13 protein-coding genes are annotated in these 16,150 nt (G+C 45.5%); all 13 read right to left on the minus strand.

The features are described from left to right. Positions 1 to 106: 106 nt before the first annotated feature. Positions 107 to 706, minus strand: a complete 600-nt coding sequence (gene coaE / locus A4U59_RS08360; protein WP_070120510.1) for a dephospho-CoA kinase — start codon at positions 704 to 706, stop codon at positions 107 to 109. Between the two features lie 12 nt (positions 707 to 718). Continuing rightward, entirely contained in the window at positions 719 to 1,351 is a 633-nt protein-coding gene (gene ytaF, locus A4U59_RS08365; RefSeq protein ID WP_070120511.1) for a sporulation membrane protein YtaF, read from the minus strand. Between the two features lie 141 nt (positions 1,352 to 1,492). Further along, positions 1,493 to 2,317 (minus strand): DNA-formamidopyrimidine glycosylase, encoded by an 825-nt coding sequence (gene mutM, locus A4U59_RS08370; protein WP_070120512.1) that lies wholly within the window; start codon positions 2,315 to 2,317, stop codon positions 1,493 to 1,495. A 24-nt stretch (positions 2,318 to 2,341) separates the two neighbouring features. Continuing rightward, on the minus strand, positions 2,342 to 4,978 hold the full coding sequence (gene polA / locus A4U59_RS08375; RefSeq protein WP_070120513.1) for a DNA polymerase I: 2,637 nt from the start codon (positions 4,976 to 4,978) through the stop codon (positions 2,342 to 2,344). Positions 4,979 to 5,652: 674 nt separating this feature from the next. Continuing rightward, positions 5,653 to 6,597, minus strand: a complete 945-nt coding sequence (gene hflC / locus A4U59_RS08380) for a protease modulator HflC (protein ID WP_070120514.1) — start codon at positions 6,595 to 6,597, stop codon at positions 5,653 to 5,655. Further along, a complete protein-coding gene (hflK, locus tag A4U59_RS08385) occupies positions 6,587 to 7,573 on the minus strand; it encodes an FtsH protease activity modulator HflK (protein ID WP_070120515.1) in 987 nt (328 codons plus the stop codon). The genes hflC and hflK overlap by 11 nt, the downstream gene beginning before the upstream one ends. Positions 7,574 to 7,921: 348 nt before the next feature. Next, complete coding sequence (pnpS, locus tag A4U59_RS08390; RefSeq protein WP_070120516.1) at positions 7,922 to 9,673, minus strand: two-component system histidine kinase PnpS; 1,752 nt, start codon at positions 9,671 to 9,673, stop codon at positions 7,922 to 7,924. Next, entirely contained in the window at positions 9,666 to 10,394 is a 729-nt protein-coding gene (locus tag A4U59_RS08395; RefSeq protein WP_070120517.1) for a response regulator transcription factor, read from the minus strand. The genes pnpS and A4U59_RS08395 overlap by 8 nt, the downstream gene beginning before the upstream one ends. A gap of 891 nt (positions 10,395 to 11,285) precedes the next feature. Further along, a complete protein-coding gene (locus A4U59_RS08400; protein ID WP_070120518.1) occupies positions 11,286 to 11,762 on the minus strand; it encodes a MaoC/PaaZ C-terminal domain-containing protein in 477 nt (158 codons plus the stop codon). 98 nt (positions 11,763 to 11,860) lie between these two features. Next, positions 11,861 to 12,802 (minus strand): malate dehydrogenase, encoded by a 942-nt coding sequence (gene mdh, locus A4U59_RS08405; protein ID WP_070120519.1) that lies wholly within the window; start codon positions 12,800 to 12,802, stop codon positions 11,861 to 11,863. A 95-nt stretch (positions 12,803 to 12,897) separates the two neighbouring features. Beyond that, positions 12,898 to 14,169, minus strand: coding sequence for an NADP-dependent isocitrate dehydrogenase (gene icd, locus A4U59_RS08410; protein WP_070120520.1), 1,272 nt, complete (start codon positions 14,167 to 14,169; stop codon positions 12,898 to 12,900). A gap of 181 nt (positions 14,170 to 14,350) precedes the next feature. Next, the gene (gene citZ / locus A4U59_RS08415) at positions 14,351 to 15,469 is read right to left on the minus strand and encodes a citrate synthase (RefSeq protein ID WP_070120521.1); all 1,119 of its coding nucleotides are present in this window, start codon (positions 15,467 to 15,469) and stop codon (positions 14,351 to 14,353) included. Positions 15,470 to 15,642: 173 nt separating this feature from the next. Continuing rightward, entirely contained in the window at positions 15,643 to 16,104 is a 462-nt protein-coding gene (locus tag A4U59_RS08420) for a DUF441 domain-containing protein (RefSeq protein WP_070120535.1), read from the minus strand. Positions 16,105 to 16,150 lie beyond the last annotated feature (46 nt).

The raw sequence follows: 16,150 nt of genomic DNA on the forward strand, positions 1-16,150 counted from the left end.
CTTACCTATAAAAAAACCGCCGATTGGCGGGCCTTAAGGCGAAGACAGAAGCGCAGCTGTCCTTATCTGCTATTACTGCTTCCCTATGCGATTAAAAAAACCGGGGCTAAATCACGCCCCAGGTTTCAAGAATATGCTCTAATTGTGTTTTTGTTTCATTAATGGTTCCGTTGTTATCAATAACCGCATCAGCAAGCGGCACCTTTTGGCTGAGGGGCATTTGCGAACCAATGCGGGCCATTGCCTCTTCTTCTGACAGGGTGTTCCGCTCCATCAGGCGTTCCAACTGGGTGTCATCATCGGTATAAACAAGAATGATCCGATCCACCATTTTCTCCAGTTTGCTTTCAAATAACAAAGGGATATCCATCACAACTGCCTGATGGCCCTTTTGTATGTAAGCTTCCTTCTCAAAGAGCATATATTTCCGGACAGCAGGATGCACAATCGAATTCAGGACCGCCCTTTCATTTTCATCATGAAAGACGATGCTTCCAAGGGCTTCCCTATTTATCGTTTTGTCCTCGTTCAAGATGCCAGTGCCAAAATGCTCGACAACTTCTTTATATGTTTCATGCCCCGGTTCCACGACCGTCCGTGCCGCAATATCAGCATCAATGACGGGGAGGCCGAGCTCCCGCATCATTTGCGAAACCGTGCTCTTTCCACTGGCAATTCCGCCGGTGAGTCCAATGACCACAGCCATAATCCAACCCCCTTACATTCTCCATACACCCAGCATAATAAGGATGAAACCGGGCAGGAGCGATACTTTTTTCAGCAAGCCGGTGTTCGCCAGGCGCATACCGGTTTTCATGCCTCCCAATACAAGCAGTGAACTCATCGCTGCAGTAAGGAAAGCGGTAATTAGCGGCGAAAAATCAAGCATCGCGGCTCCCAGACCGGCTCCAAACGCATCAAGAGCAAGAGCGGTCCCCAGAAGTACTGCCTCAATTCCTCTGATTTCACCTGACCTGTCCATATCCGCCGACATGGGCTTTCGCAAAATTGAAATGACAAGTCCGAGTGATTTCACTTCAAACTTGAATTCAAGCGGGCCGTTGTTTTCTCGGTCTGAATGCTCCTGCTTGAAAAATTGGTAAATGACCCATATGCCGATGAGGATCAAAACCAGGCCCCCCGCATGGCTTGCCGTTTCTGGTGACAGTATGGTTGAGACCGCTTTTCCGGCTGTCATAGCAAGCAGCATGCTGGCAGCTGAGCACACGGCAATGATGGCAATCGACCGGTGCGGGATTTTCATACCGCGCATTCCATAGGTGAAACCAACGTTGAAACTATCAAGGCTGACAGCGAACGCGAGCATTATCAGTGGGATGATTTGCATCATTTCCGGCCCCTTTCCCATATTTCACGTGATAGTATATGGGCAAAACCGGTAAAATGTTAGTGTATTCTGCGTTTTTTACCGATGAATATCAGGACGGACTTATTTCCATAGTGCCGGCGGGAATAACGGGCATTCTTCCGATTACTCCTGACAGGCCGGGCAGTAATGAGTGCCGCGGCCGCCTACTGTCTTCTTCTCGATTTCCTTGCCGCAATTCCGGCACGGCTCGCCGTTTCGGGCATACACAAAATGCTCAAGCTGGAACATTCCGATTTTCCCCTGAGTGTTGACATAACTGCGGACCGTGCTGCCGCCTTTATCGACTGCCTCACTGAGAGTGTTTTTTATACTTAAATGAAGCTTTTCCACTTCCTCTTTCGTCAAGCCTGCCGCAGGCCGATCCGGCATGATTCCTGCGCGGAACAATGCCTCGTCCACATAAATATTACCCAGCCCCGCTACCGCCCGCTGGTCAAGCAGCACAGTTTTGACATTCCTGCTTGTCTTCCGGAACTGCCTTTCCAGGTCATCAGCGGCAAAGCTTTCAGAGAGGGGTTCAGGACCCAGGCCTGAAAGAGGAGGCAGCTCCTCTTCAGTGCCTTTTTTAAAAAGATGAAGCGTCCCGAACTTCCTGACATCCTGATACCGCAATTCCGTGCCGTCAGTAAATGTGAAAAGGGCATGTGTATGCGCTGCTACCGGTTCAGCGGAACGGAACAGGCCATACCGCCCTTCCATCCGTAAGTGGGAAAGCATGACATCATCATCAAGGATGAATTTTAAAAACTTTCCCCTCCGCCTGACATCCCGAATGGTTTGCCCTTTTATATCCAGGCAAAAGAGTTCAGCGTCATCCGGGTGCTTCACCATTTTCGGCCACGCCACTTTACAGCCGGCGATCTGTTTTCCGACCACAAGTTCTTTCAATGTTTCCTTAACTGTTTCAACTTCCGGAAGCTCAGGCATGGTCATTCTCCTTTCGTGCGGCAGTTACTTTGCGTCATACCATGTTGAACCGAAGGAATAATCCACCTTCAGCGGCACTGATAAATCAACCGCCTTTTCCATAACCTCGGGAACAATTTTCTTTAACGTTTCAATCTCATCCTGCGGTGCTTCGAAAATCAATTCGTCATGGACCTGCAGCAGCATGCGTGTCCTCAGGTTTTCTTTTTCCAGTCGTTCAGCCATATCAATCATTGCTTTTTTGATGATATCGGCGGCACTTCCCTGGATTGGCGTATTCATCGCTGTCCGTTCCGCGAAACTCCTTTTATTAAAATTACGGCTTGTAATATCAGGAATATATCTTCTTCTTTTCATGATGGTCGTCACATATCCATTTTGCTTGGCTTCCTGGACAATATCGGTCATATACTCTTTTACACCCGGGAAACTTTCAAGATATTTTTCGATGAATTCTCCCGCTTCTTTCCTTGTAATTCCAAGGCTCTGGGAAAGTCCGTAATCACTGATGCCATATACAATGCCAAAGTTTACAGCTTTTGCATGCCTCCTCATGTTCGGGGTGACGTCCTCTTGCCTGGCGCCAAATACATCCATTGCCGTTTTGGTATGGACATCAAGATCATTTTGAAATGCGTCCATCAGGCTTTTATCCTTTGCCATATGGGCGAGCACACGAAGCTCGATCTGGGAATAGTCCGCTGCGAACATGACCCAATCCGATTCAGACGGAACGAATACCTGGCGGATTTTTCGGCCTTCTTCAAGCCGGATCGGGATATTCTGCAAATTGGGGTCAGTTGAACTGAGCCTTCCTGTTTGTGTCAGCGCCTGATTGAATCTCGTATGGATTTTATCTGTTTCCTTATAAACAACTTTCAGCAGCCCTTCAATATATGTGGAATACAGTTTGCCAAGCTGCCGGTAGTGAAGGATCTCAGGAATGATTTCATGCTTGTTTTGCAGTTTTTCCAGCACATCAGCAGAAGTCGAGTAACCTGTTTTTGTCTTTTTTATAACCGGCAGGCCCAGTTTGTCAAACAGCACTTCGCCAAGCTGTTTAGGTGAATTGATATTGAACTGTGTCCCGGCAAGTTCATGGATTTTCGCTTCAATTTCTTTCAGCCTCTCATCAATTTCAGTCCCCATGTTTTCAAGCCGCTTCACATCCACTTTTACACCAGTTGATTCCATCTCAGCAAGAATGAGGGACAGCGGCATCTCAAGTTCGGTAAACAATTCAGCCTGCTCATTTCTTTCCAATCCTTCCATTAACGCAGGCTTCAGCTTAAATAATGCAGCCGCTTTGCGGGCAAGATGCTCTGATAGCACACTTGTATCGGGGATTTTCTGTTTCGCCCCGCGGCCGTATACCGCTTCATCAGCCTGTACACCGGCTGATTCGTATCTCGATGCGACATCGGCTATATCCAGATGGGCTTCACCGGGATTCAACAGATAGGAGGCGATCAGCATATCAAAATCGATGCCGTTCAGCTCAATTCCTTTCCACCGCAGTGAAACCACTGCACGTTTCGCATCAAACACAGCTTTTTTCTTCGTTTCATCTTTCGCCCATTGAATAAAGTCCTCTGACTCCATTGCGGTATCGGCAGGGATAAAGTAGTTCCCGTTTTGATGAGCGATTCCAAACCCCAGTATTTCGGCGTTATGGTAATTTTCGCTCAGCACTTCAACAATCAGGCCGACTTCATCAGCAAGCATATCAGCGGTGACTTCTTCTGCCATCTCAAATACAATTTCTTCGAACTCCGCTCCTTCCTGTGAATCACTATCTTCGCCGCCAATTCTGCCAAGCAGGGAGTTGAACCCAAGTTCCTTGAAAATGCGGATGGCTTCTTCTCTGTTGAATCCACTGTAAGCAATATCACCAAGGCTTACTTCAATAGGAGCTTCACGAAAGATTGTCGCAAGTTCTTTACTCATGAGCGCTTTGTCTTTATTTTCAGTTAGCCGTTCCTTCAGCTTCTTTCCGCTTATATCATCAATCGAATCGAGAACTTGTTCGACTGTGCTATATTGCTTCAATAACTTGAGGGCTGTTTTCTCCCCAACCCCCGGCACTCCCGGGATATTATCAGAAGCATCCCCCATCAAAGCTTTCATATCAATGATCTGTTCTGCTGTAATGCCGTACTTTTCATTAAGAAAAGCAGGATCGTAGGAATCAACTTCCGAAATGCCTTTCCTTGTCAGTGCGACAGTTACATTGTCAGAAACGAGCTGAAGCAAATCTTTGTCGCCGGATATGATTTTCACTTCATACCCTTCTTCCTGTGCCTGTTTTGAAAGAGTTCCGATAATATCATCGGCTTCATAATCATTCAGTTCGTACCTGGATATATTGAATGCATCAAGAAGCTCCCGCAGAAAAGGAAACTGTTCCGACAATTCAGGAGGGGTTTTCTGACGCCCGCCTTTATATTCGGAAAACGTCTTATGGCGGAAAGTCGTTTTCCCGGCATCAAATGCAACAAGCATATGGGTCGGACTTTCCTCTTCAAGAACCTTCAACAGCATGGTGGTAAATCCGTAAACGGCGTTTGTATAGACGCCCTTATCATTATTCAAAAGCGGCAGGGCAAAAAAAGCCCTGTATGCAATGCTGTTTCCGTCAATCAATACTACTTTTTTACTCAAAAAGATTTCCTCCTCCGTCTTTTCTATGTAAAGCTTTCAGTTTTTCCATTTCATTATGTCACGCCGTTCTCTTCGGCATTCTTCAAGATAGATTGATTCCACCCGGGAAGAAGCAGCTGTATAAAAACAAAAAACGCCGCTGTCCCCTCCATTCTATCATTTTCAAAATGATAAGGGAAAAAAGCGGTGCTTATCATACGCAGTTGAGTTGGTGCAGGTAAAAAATTAAAATAACATTGATATTTACACCTTAAATCATATAGTACACAGCATGTGAAAGAGCTCATGGCAGGGTATAATTTTTTAAAGATGCTTACCTCCATTTAAAGCATTTTAATGGAATAAATCTCGTATATATTGCATTTTAAAACAGGGAGATGATATCAGCAGCAGGAGCTCGCTTTTACCACGGGCATAAGTGCGACATCCGTTCCTGCTTACGCACTACTGACCTTTAAATCGATAAAGGCCATTTATATTCTTACCCTCCGTAAATCACCTATTCTTCTGAAATGTTCCTTAAAGCTTGGAAATGATTATCGAACCCGCCCTGTACAAAATTTCATGCCAACAAAAAATCGAGTATAAATCCTATGCGGTTTTATACTCGATTTCTATACTATTTCTATTGTTCTCCATATGATTCGGAACCACTTACGTTTAGCGTACTATTTTTATTCTTCGTCTTCCTCCACACCGCCCATAAGCAGTGACGCATATGGAGAGTCGGCAGGCAATATGATCATCGTCTGGCCGTCAATTGTCGTTTTGTACGACTCAAGTGTACGGTAAAATCCGTAAAAAGTCGGATCTTTTCCGTACGCGCTATTATAGATTTTAGCAGCTTCCCCTTCACCTTCAGCACGGATAGTTTCTGCCTGTGCTTCTGCCTTCGCGAGCATTTCGGTCACTTCTTGGTCCGTTTTGGCGATGACGCGGTTCTTTTGGGCATCACCCATTGACAGGTATTCCTGGGCCTTGGATTCACGTTCTGAAATCATCCGCTTGAATACGGATTGTTCATTTTCATCCGGCAGGTCAATCCGCTTCATTCTGACATCGATAACGGATATGCCGTAGTTGTCACGGGCCAGCATCTTGTTGACCCGGTCTTTCACCCTGTCATTCAGGCTTCCGCGTGACGACTTTTCATCATTGATGATTTCGTCGTAGTTTAATTGGCCAAGCTCGGCACGGACAACGGAGAAAATAAATTCGGCCATTTTAGCCTCCGCATTTTCGACTGTCCTGGCATTAGATATCATTTTCTTCGGCTCATCAATTTTCCATACCGCATAGTTATCGATAATCATCCGCTTTTTATCACGGGTGTTGATTTCAGCTTCTTCGACATCATAAATCATTTGCTTTTTGTTCAGCGTGGATACTGATTGGACGAATGGGATTTTGAAATTCAGGCCTGGTGTCGATTCGATACGCACCACTTCGCCGAATTGCCGCACTACCCTGTACTCCCCTTCTTTGACGATAAACATATTGGCAATGATGATGCCGATGATAATGATCAAAATGATAAGGAAGATTCCGCCTTTAACAAAATTACGCCAATCTCCGTCATACCTTTTCTCACTCATGTTAATGATTTTATCATCTGCCATTGCCGTCACCTTCTTCCTCTTCCTCTTCACGCGGTACCGGAGCCTGCTGCTGCGAGTCAAGCGGACGGAGCGGCAAATACTTCACCGTATTCCCGTCTTCCCTCATAATATACAGTTCTGCATTTGGAAGGACTTGATCAAGCGTTTCGAGAATGAGACGTCTCTCGGTGACGTCTTCATTGTTCTGATATTCGGTGTAAAGTGCATTGAATTTCGCTACATCCCCACGTGCCTTTTCAATACGGGCTGCCTTATCCCCTTCAGCCCGTGAAATGATAGCGTCCTTCTCACCTTGCGCTTCCTCGTTCCGTTTATTCGCATACTTCTGGGCTTCATTGACTTTCGTATTCATCGTTTCCCGCGCATCGGTAACTTTCGTGAACGCTGTCCTGACTTCCTTGTTCGGAAGTTCGACGTCCTGAAGCTTGACTGCAAGAATTGAAACGCCAAGGTCATACTTCTCAATGAGATTGGTCAGCAGTTCATAGACTTCCTTCTCGATATCCGCCTTTCCAGTAGTCAGCGCTTCATCTATTTTAGAGCTTCCGATAATGCCCCTTAATGATGAAGACGTGGCATTGTATAAAACTTGCCGCGGATCGTCTGCTGCAAATAAAAACTTTTCCGGTTCTACGATCTTCCACTGGACGACCAGGTCGGCCATGACAATGTTCTCATCGCCGGTGATCATTTTCGTATCTTCTGGATATTCCCTTACGACTTTCCCATCTTCCTCTTCATAGCCGAATTGCAGGCTGAATGTTTCTTTTGACAGAGTTTCAACGGTCTGTAACGGCCACGGCAGCTTAAAGTGCAGACCGGGTTGACTGATCCCTTCCTGAACTTCACCAAACGTGAGAATAACCGCCTGTTCAGACTCATCTACGGTGTACCAGCTTGTCAGTCCCACTATACCGGCTATTACAATAAGAACGACAAGTCCGGCAATGGCAAACAAGCGCTTCATGGTAAACATGCGCTTCCCCTCTTTCCCTATGTATGTCTCTAGTAATATACGAACGAACCTTTAAAAGGTTCCAGCACATATAATAACTTTACCATAATATGACGTTCTTTTCTGTATCATTTCAATAATATTTCAAAACGTCATTTCCTGTCCGCCCATACATACAAGGGCCGCCGGAAATCCGGCGGCCCTCAAGGGGAAATATACATAAAATGCACAAAAAAAGGACGGGAACAAATTGTTCCCGTGAAGGAAAAAGCTTTCCTTACTTTGATGAAGGGGTCTTTCATACACCAATATCGTAACAGGATATCATTAAGCGCTATTTAAGCCCTTGTAAAAGAATTGTAAATCCGGTTATTTTTTCAGGTGTACGGTGAATGCTGTGCCCTTGCCCGGGGAACTTTCCACAGTGATTTTCCCTTCATGTGCTTCAACGAGATGCTTGACAATCGCAAGGCCAAGCCCGGTTCCGCCCGAGTTTCTGCTGCGCGCCTTATCCACCCGGTAAAACCTTTCAAAAATGCGTGGAAATTCTTCCTCTGATATGCCAATTCCTGTATCCGCAACAACAACTTCAACCATGCCGTTTTTCTCAGCGGCAGTCACTTCAACTTTTCCCCCTGGACGGGTATAATTGATTCCGTTGCTGATGAGGTTGATGAAAACCTGCTTTAGCCTGTGTACATCCCCGGTAATGAGGATTTGCCCGCTGGTGTCATTAAACTGCAGGTCAATGCCTTTTTCCCTTGCTTTCGAATCGACAATCAGAATAACTTCACGAAGCAATTCCACAATATCCACTTCCGATGTTACAAGCTTGAATTGCTGCTGTTCGATTTTGGACAGATCAAGCAAATCATTTATCAGATTTTGGAGGCGTTCACTTTCTTTATGGATGATCGTCAAAAACTGCCTGGTTGCTTCAGGATCATTCAACGCCCCGTCAAGCAGCGTTTCACTGAACCCGCGGATAGAAGTGATAGGTGTCCGGAGTTCATGAGATACATTTGCTACGAAGTCCTTACGCATCTGCTCAAGGCGCTTCAACTCAGTTATATCATGAAATACGAGGAGAACCCCTTTCCATTCCTGATTCGCTCCCATAATCGGCGCCCCGTACACTTCAAAGTTCCTCTGCTCTATATTAAGCGGAATCGTCATTTGCTTCCTCACACGGTCTTCAGTCAAGAAAACATCCTCGACAATCGTGCCAATTTCTTTATATGGAATTGCTTCATAATATAATTGATAGACCAGATCTTTCGATTTGATTTCAAAAAGTTCCTGGTATACACGGTTTACCAGGTTAATGTACCCCCGTTCATCAATTAAAAGCAGCCCGCTTCCCATTGAGTCGATAATCGCTTTTAACCGGCTTTGCTGCATTTCCCGGGCAGTGGTCATTTTTTGAAGATTAACAGCCAAAATATTGACCGACCTGCTCAGCATGCTTGTTTCGGTATATTTATCCTCATATGTCCTTGCACTGTAATTCCCCCGGGCAAGCTCCATCGCTACATTGGCTGCGGACTCTATCGGTTCAGTATACCGCTTCGTGATACGGTATCCTGTAGTGAAAATGATAATAAATGCAAGCCCCAGACTTGATATGAGGATTCCCCATATTTTATTTGTGAAATTTTCAAATGAAGCAGCAGCAAGGCCCAATACAACATAATTTTCAAGGGATTGTTCTTTTAAAATCGGATAAGCATAGTAAAACATCCCGTTTTCTTCACTAATGACAGAAAACGATTCAAATCGGGCATTGCCGTCATGTATAATCTCTCTGAATTCTTCCATTTCAAGCAAGACTTCATCAACTGCTGTTTCTGAGCTTGCCATAATGTCACCATCAGGACCAATGATTGTTATACTGACTCCAAGATTTCCGCTGTATGTTTCAAGTTTTGAATCCAGATTCCCGGCACCATTTTCATCAACAAGGGAGGATATTAAGCTCGCCTCCCTTTCCATCCGTTCTGTAAATGTGTTGATATAGAAGCTCTTGAACAGCTCACCAAGGAGAAAAATCAGTCCGGCCAGGACAATCACGATCAACAGGCCAAGAGCTGTAACCAGACGGTTTTTAAACCGGTTATTCATGTTCCTTCGGCTCTTCCATCTTATAACCGAGTCCCCTGATGGTCTTTATGTATACCGGCTTACGTGAGTTTGGTTCGATTTTCTCCCTGAGATGGCTTATATGCACATCAACGATCCGGGTATCCCCTGCAAAGTCATAATTCCAGACGGAACTCAACAACTGGTCCCTGCTCAGCACCCGGCCCAGGTTACGGGCCAGATACACGAGAAGTTCAAACTCTTTCGGCGTCAGTTCCAGCTGATCTTCTCCCGAATACGCTTCATAAAACTCAGGCAGCACGCGCAATGAACCGATCCGGATGTCTTCTTCGTTTTTTCTTGGTTCCCCGGTCCCCCCGGCAGTTTCCCTTGCAGGCTGAATGCGCCTTAAAATCGCCTTCACCCTTGCTGTAACCTCACGCGGACTGAATGGCTTCGTCATATAGTCATCCGCTCCCAGTTCGAGACCCAGCACTTTATCAAATTCATCGTCCTTTGCGGTAAGCATAAGGACCGGTGTATCTATCTTCTGCTGGCGAAGGCTTTTCAGAACATCCATCCCGTCCATCTGGGGAAGCATCAAATCAAGCACAATCAAATCATAATCATTTTTCAAGGCATACTCAAGGGCCTGCTGCCCATCATACGCCGTTTCAACTTCGTAACCCGCCTGTTCCAAATTATACTGCAGCAGGGTGACAATTGATTCTTCATCGTCAACAACCAGTAACTTTTTGTGCATCGTTATCCTTCACTCCTGTTCGCGGTTTATGATGAAGGCCCCTTCATTATCTTTCTTCCGTGCTATGTTAAACCCTGTTGTTTATGTTTTCCGCCTGGTTTTATCAGATCGATTCCTCAGTTGAGTAAATTCACCTCAGCACTTGCACAGATGGGATGCCCTCTGTGTTTCCGGCAAAAACAATGCGGTTTGAAAAGTGCAGGCTTATTGCCTTGCCTCTTTAAGTGCTAAATCGATAATCCGCTATTCCAGACCGCACATTAAAGTCAACAGTATGACTTAACAAGCCTCTCTATAGCAGTATGCCGAAAACAGCCCTGGATGAGGAAACTGTAACGACAGCACCTTCTCTCCATGCCGGCTATGACATCTGCTTTAGTATTCTTTTCTCCTAATGATACTATGAAAATTCTTTTACACAAAGATTTTATAATCTTTTCTGAAAGAAATGCTCCGAAGAAACTAACCAATTCAGTCAAGGGAGTGAGGATTAACTTATTTCCGAAGGAACAGTTCATCAGCATCTCTTATAATCAAATATCCTTGCTTTTCCCAACACGAATTTAACGGTCTTATGTAAAATAACTGAGCGGAATGAAGCGGGAGGCATGCCCTGGGAGAACGAACAGGAGAGAGCCCGCAGGCGGAAAATGGTTTGGGATTGAGTGCAGACCACTGAATTTGGTTCAGTGCCTGTATTGTCAGCTTTCTCTCATTTATAGGCACGGAAATCGCAATTCCGTGCCTGAATTTTTTCTTTCAGCTAGTTTATAGGCACTGAGCCGAGGAGATCCCCGGCCACCTCACGGCAAAGAAGACACCGTAGCGCGACCGGAGGGGATGAGGGACGGAATCGAAAAAAAAACAAAAAAAGAAGGGTGTCCCCTTCTTTTAAAAGTTATCCATTGTAGCTGTGTTCAATGATTTCAGGCGGTACGGAGGACAAACATCCATTTCTCCTTCAAGCACTGTATCTCCTTCTTCATCAACTGCATTAACAGATAAAACGATGAGATGCTCCGGGTGGCGGATATCTTTCACTTCGAAGTGCAATTCCATTAGAGCATAGTGGTAAACCGGCTTTGGAAAAGAAAGGTTCTGCTTCAGCACATGGCTCCCCGGTCCCGGAAGATACTTTGAAATAGCTGACGTCACGATGCCGGTCAGCATCGCGGCCGGAACAATCGGCTTCTCGTACGGCGTCTGTGATGCATAGTCATGCTGGATGTACAGCGGATTCGCATCATTTGTCAATCCGAGATATAAAAGCAAATCCTTGTCTTCTATCTTTTCCGTTAGCGTAAGTTTTTCCCCAATCGAAATACGGTCTATACTTCTCCCCAGCTTTCTTTTTTTTCCAAGTAACATGGTTCGATCACCCCTTCAATCAAATGAAACCGTTTACAAGTTCCTGGTAAGAAAGGATTCAGGCCTTAAAGGCCTGAATCCTTTCTTACACTTTTGGATTATTGGTTAAGTACTTTCATGACGTTTTTGACGGAATCAACAGACTTGGAAAGAGCAGCTTTCTCATCTTCCAGAAGGTCAAGCTCAATGATTTCTTCAAGTCCGTCCCCGCCTAGAATGGTCGGAACACCGAGATAAATCCCTTCATGACCGTATTCCCCTTCAAGGTAAGCGATCGCTGGAAGGACACGGCGCTGATCTTTAAGGACCGCTTCAACCATCTGAACGAGAGATGCAGCTGGAGCATAATATGCGCTGCCGTTACCCAGCAGGTTTACAATTTCACCTCCGCCTTTGCGGGTGCGTTCCACAATTTCATCAAGGCGTTCACTTGGAATCAACTTTTCAAGCGGGATCCCGCCTGCATAGGAATAACGCACGAGCGGCACCATATCATCACCATGGCCGCCAAGGACAAAGCCTGTCACATCTTTGACTGACAGATTGAGCTCCTGTGCGATAAATGTACGGAAACGGGCAGTATCAAGCACACCTGATTGGCCGATTACCCGGTTTTTCGGGAAGCCGGATTCTTTGAAAACAGTATAAGTCATTGCATCAACAGGATTTGTCAAAACGATAATATAACAATCAGGAGAGTGTTTTACAATTTCCTGTGTGACACTCTTCATGATTTTCGCGTTTGTTGATACAAGGTCATCACGGCTCATGCCTGGCTTTCTGGCAATCCCCGCTGTTATCACGACAATATCCGAACCGGCTGTGTCCGCATAGTCAGCCGTACCGGTAACATTTGCATCAAACCCCTGTACCGGGCTTGCTTCGAGCATATCCAGCGCTTTGCCTTTTGTCGGATTTTCCATATCAGGGATATCAACCAGCACGACATCAGCCAATTCTTTTTGAGCAATCATTAGTGCAGTTGTAGCCCCTGTGAAACCGCCGCCGATAACTGATACTTTTCTTCGTTTGATACTCATCCTTGTTTCCCCCATTCCTTTTTATGTAAATCGTCAAGAGGGGGAAAAACCATCCTGGTGCGGTTTCCCCCCTCCTTAGAACACACAACTTGAGGTTAATCCATGTTTTTGATCAATTCGTCTCCAAATTCGGAAGCTTTTACTTCTGTTGCCCCTTCCATTAAACGGGCGAAGTCATACGTCACAACTTTGCTTGCAATAGTTTTTTCCATGGATTTGATTACTTTTTGTGCGGCTTCATACCAGCCAAGGTGCTCGAGCATCAGGACGCCTGACAAGATGACTGAGGATGGATTTACTTTATCAAGGCCTGCATATTTCGGTGCAGTGCCGTGTGTTGCTTCGAAGATCGCATGGCCTGTTTCATAATTGATGTTAGCTCCAGGGGCGATGCCGATACCGCCGACCTGAGCTGCAAGTGCATCTGAAATGTAGTCACCGTTAAGGTTCATGGTCGCCACAACATCAAATTCACGCGGACGTGTCAGGATTTGCTGCAGGAAGATGTCCGCGATGGCATCTTTAACAATGATTTTGCCTGCCTTCTCAGCTTCTTCCTGGGCAAGGTTTGCAGCGTCTCGCCCTTTATCCTCTACGATACGGTCATATTCTGCCCAAGTGAACACTTTATCGCCAAACTCTTCCTGCGCCACTTCATAACCCCAGTTTTTAAATGCGCCTTCTGTGAATTTCATGATGTTTCCTTTATGGACAAGCGTAACGCTCTTTCGTCCTTCAGTGATCGCATAATTGATCGCTGCACGGACAAGGCGCTTCGTTCCTTCTTCAGATACAGGCTTGATGCCGATACCGGATGTTTCAGGGAAGCGGATGTTTTTAACACCCATTTCGTTTTGCAGGAAGTCAATCACCTTTTTGACATCAGGTGTGCCTTTCTGGTACTCGATACCAGCGTAAATATCTTCTGTGTTTTCACGGAAAATAACCATATCCGTGTCTTCAGGTTTCTTGACCGGTGAAGGCACACCTGTGAAATAACGGACAGGGCGCAGGCATGTGAACAGGTCAAGCTCCTGGCGGAGTGCCACGTTCAAAGAACGGATTCCGCCGCCCACCGGTGTTGTCAGCGGACCTTTGATAGCGATTATGTATTCCCTTATTACATCAAGTGTTTCCTCAGGCAGCCACTCACCGGTTTTGTTATACGCTTTTTCTCCTGCATATACTTCTTTCCAGGCAATGCTTTTTTCGCCGTTATATGCTTTATCTACCGCTGCTTCAAGCACACGTGATGCAGCTGCCCAAATATCAGGTCCTGTACCGTCGCCTTCGATAAATGGGATGATCGGGTTATTCGGAACATTAAGGACTCCATTGCTGACTGAAATTTTTTCTCCGTTTGCCAAGTTAATTACCCCCTATAAAGAATTCATTTTTAATTTTAAATTTTTTTGCAAAAAAAGAAAAGGGAGATGGCCTCCCTGTTATGTTTTTCCAAAATGATAACCTGGCGTGCGTACCTATTGAAGATGCCAGGTTATCTATTTTGAAATAGGATTTTGCTCATTTAACCAGTATAATCCTGGTTTAGCCTCTCTGATCCATCGGTACATACTTCTGATGTCCCGGGCCGGTATATTCAGCACGAGGACGGATCAGGCGGTTATTTTCATACTGTTCCAGGATGTGGGCAAGCCAGCCTGAAACACGGCTGATCGCAAAAATCGGCGTGAACAGGTCATGGTCGATGCCGAGCATATGGTAAGTTGATGCAGAAAAGAAGTCGACATTCGGCGGCAGGTTCTTCTGGCCGGTAACGAGCTCTTCCACCTTCACTGACATGTCATACCATTTGGTGTCGCCGTTCAGTTCGCCAAGTTCTTTGGACATTTTCTTTAAATGCTTGGCGCGCGGGTCGCCATTCTGGTAAACACGGTGGCCGAAGCCCATGATTTTTTCTTTATTGTCAAGCTTGTTCTGAATATAAGGCCCTGCATTGTCCACGGAACCGATTTCAGTGAGCATCTTCATGACACGCTCATTTGCACCCCCGTGCAGAGGTCCTTTCAGTGCGCCGATAGCCGCTGTGACACCTGAATAAACATCAGAAAGGGTGGCAACTGCGACACGGCCTGTAAATGTCGATGCGTTCAGCTCATGGTCGGCATGCAGGACAAGCGCTTTATTGAATGCTTCAACAGCGATATCCGCAGGCTCTTCCCCTGTCAGCATATACAGGAAGTTTGCCGCAAAACTATAGTCGCTGCGCGGCCCAATCGGCTCTTCCCCCGCACGGATCCTTGAGAAAGCGGTAACAATAGTAGGTATTTTCGCCTGCAGGCGAATCGCTTTCCGGTAGTTTGCCTGCTCGTCCATTACATCAGCCTCTTCATCAAACAGGCCAAGCATCGATACGGCTGTCCGCAATGCAGCCATAGGGTGGACTTTTGTTACATCATAAGATTTGAAATGATTGATGACTTCCTGAGGAACAGCCATGTTATCCATTAGCTCTTTTTTCAGCTCGTCCAATTCGGACCTGTTCGGAAGCTTTCTGTTCCAGAGCAAGTAGATGACTTCTTCAAAGCTTGCATTTTCCGCCAGGTCATCAATGTTATAGCCTACATATGTAAGCTGGTCATCGATAATTGAGCTGATTGATGAAGTTGTTGCAACTACCCCTTCTAGTCCACGTGTTACTGTCATTCATATCTCCCCTTTTGCGCACAAATTTTATAGTTTATATTTTAAAATAATAAACTGCATTTGAAATCTTAAGAAAAATCGAAGCAAATAGGACACAAATACATTTCTATTATAAACAATTATCAGATTTTTGTGAATGGAAAGCGTTTAACATTTTGTATTGCTTGCTTTTTTCAGCTGAAAATTTCTACAATTTTCATCGCCATATACGCTATTCCGGCCCCAATGAGAGGACCTACCGCAACTCCCTGGAACAGCGCCACAGCAAGAATCGTTCCGAAAACGAGGGCGGCTGTTATGTGAGGGTCATTTGCAAGGAGCTCAAGTCCGTTCTTAGCAATCATAGCGACGAAAATGCCGGAAGCAAGAGCGATCCAGGCATAGTATGATTTCAATGCTTCGCCAAGCTGCTTAAAACCGATTTCACCTGTTGCGATCGGCACAAGTACTGCAATCGTAATGACCGTGACTCCCCAAAAGATGCCTTTCGTTTGTATATAAGGGAACGTCTTTACATCCAGCCCGGTCGCTTTAAGACCCAGCAGGACTGCTATTGCAATAACGAGCGACTGATTTTTGGCAATTAATCCAATAATGAGCAATATAATTAAAAATAACGTTGCCTGTGAAAACAAAGCTGACATCCTTCCTGCTCTCCTACACAATTATCATCCTATCACA

Origin of the sequence: Bacillus marinisedimentorum (assembly GCF_001644195.2) — a bacterium.
Classification (GTDB): Bacteria; Bacillota; Bacilli; order Bacillales; family Bacillaceae_O; genus Bacillus_BL; species Bacillus_BL marinisedimentorum.

What these genes read in the sequence shown, in the direction of transcription:
- coaE (WP_070120510.1), bottom strand. Translation starts at nt 706, where the DNA reads ATGGCTGTGGTCATTGGACTCACCGGCGGAATTGCCAGTGGAAAGAGC.
- ytaF (WP_070120511.1), bottom strand. Translation starts at nt 1,351, where the DNA reads ATGATGCAAATCATCCCACTGATAATGCTCGCGTTCGCTGTCAGCCTT.
- mutM (WP_070120512.1), bottom strand. Translation starts at nt 2,317, where the DNA reads ATGCCTGAGCTTCCGGAAGTTGAAACAGTTAAGGAAACATTGAAAGAA.
- hflC (WP_070120514.1), bottom strand. Translation starts at nt 6,597, where the DNA reads ATGGCAGATGATAAAATCATTAACATGAGTGAGAAAAGGTATGACGGA.
- hflK (WP_070120515.1), bottom strand. Translation starts at nt 7,573, where the DNA reads ATGTTTACCATGAAGCGCTTGTTTGCCATTGCCGGACTTGTCGTTCTT.
- pnpS (WP_070120516.1), bottom strand. Translation starts at nt 9,673, where the DNA reads ATGAATAACCGGTTTAAAAACCGTCTGGTTACAGCTCTTGGCCTGTTG.
- A4U59_RS08395 (WP_070120517.1), bottom strand. Translation starts at nt 10,394, where the DNA reads ATGCACAAAAAGTTACTGGTTGTTGACGATGAAGAATCAATTGTCACC.
- A4U59_RS08400 (WP_070120518.1), bottom strand. Translation starts at nt 11,762, where the DNA reads ATGTTACTTGGAAAAAAAAGAAAGCTGGGGAGAAGTATAGACCGTATT.
- mdh (WP_070120519.1), bottom strand. Translation starts at nt 12,802, where the DNA reads ATGAGTATCAAACGAAGAAAAGTATCAGTTATCGGCGGCGGTTTCACA.
- citZ (WP_070120521.1), bottom strand. Translation starts at nt 15,469, where the DNA reads ATGACAGTAACACGTGGACTAGAAGGGGTAGTTGCAACAACTTCATCA.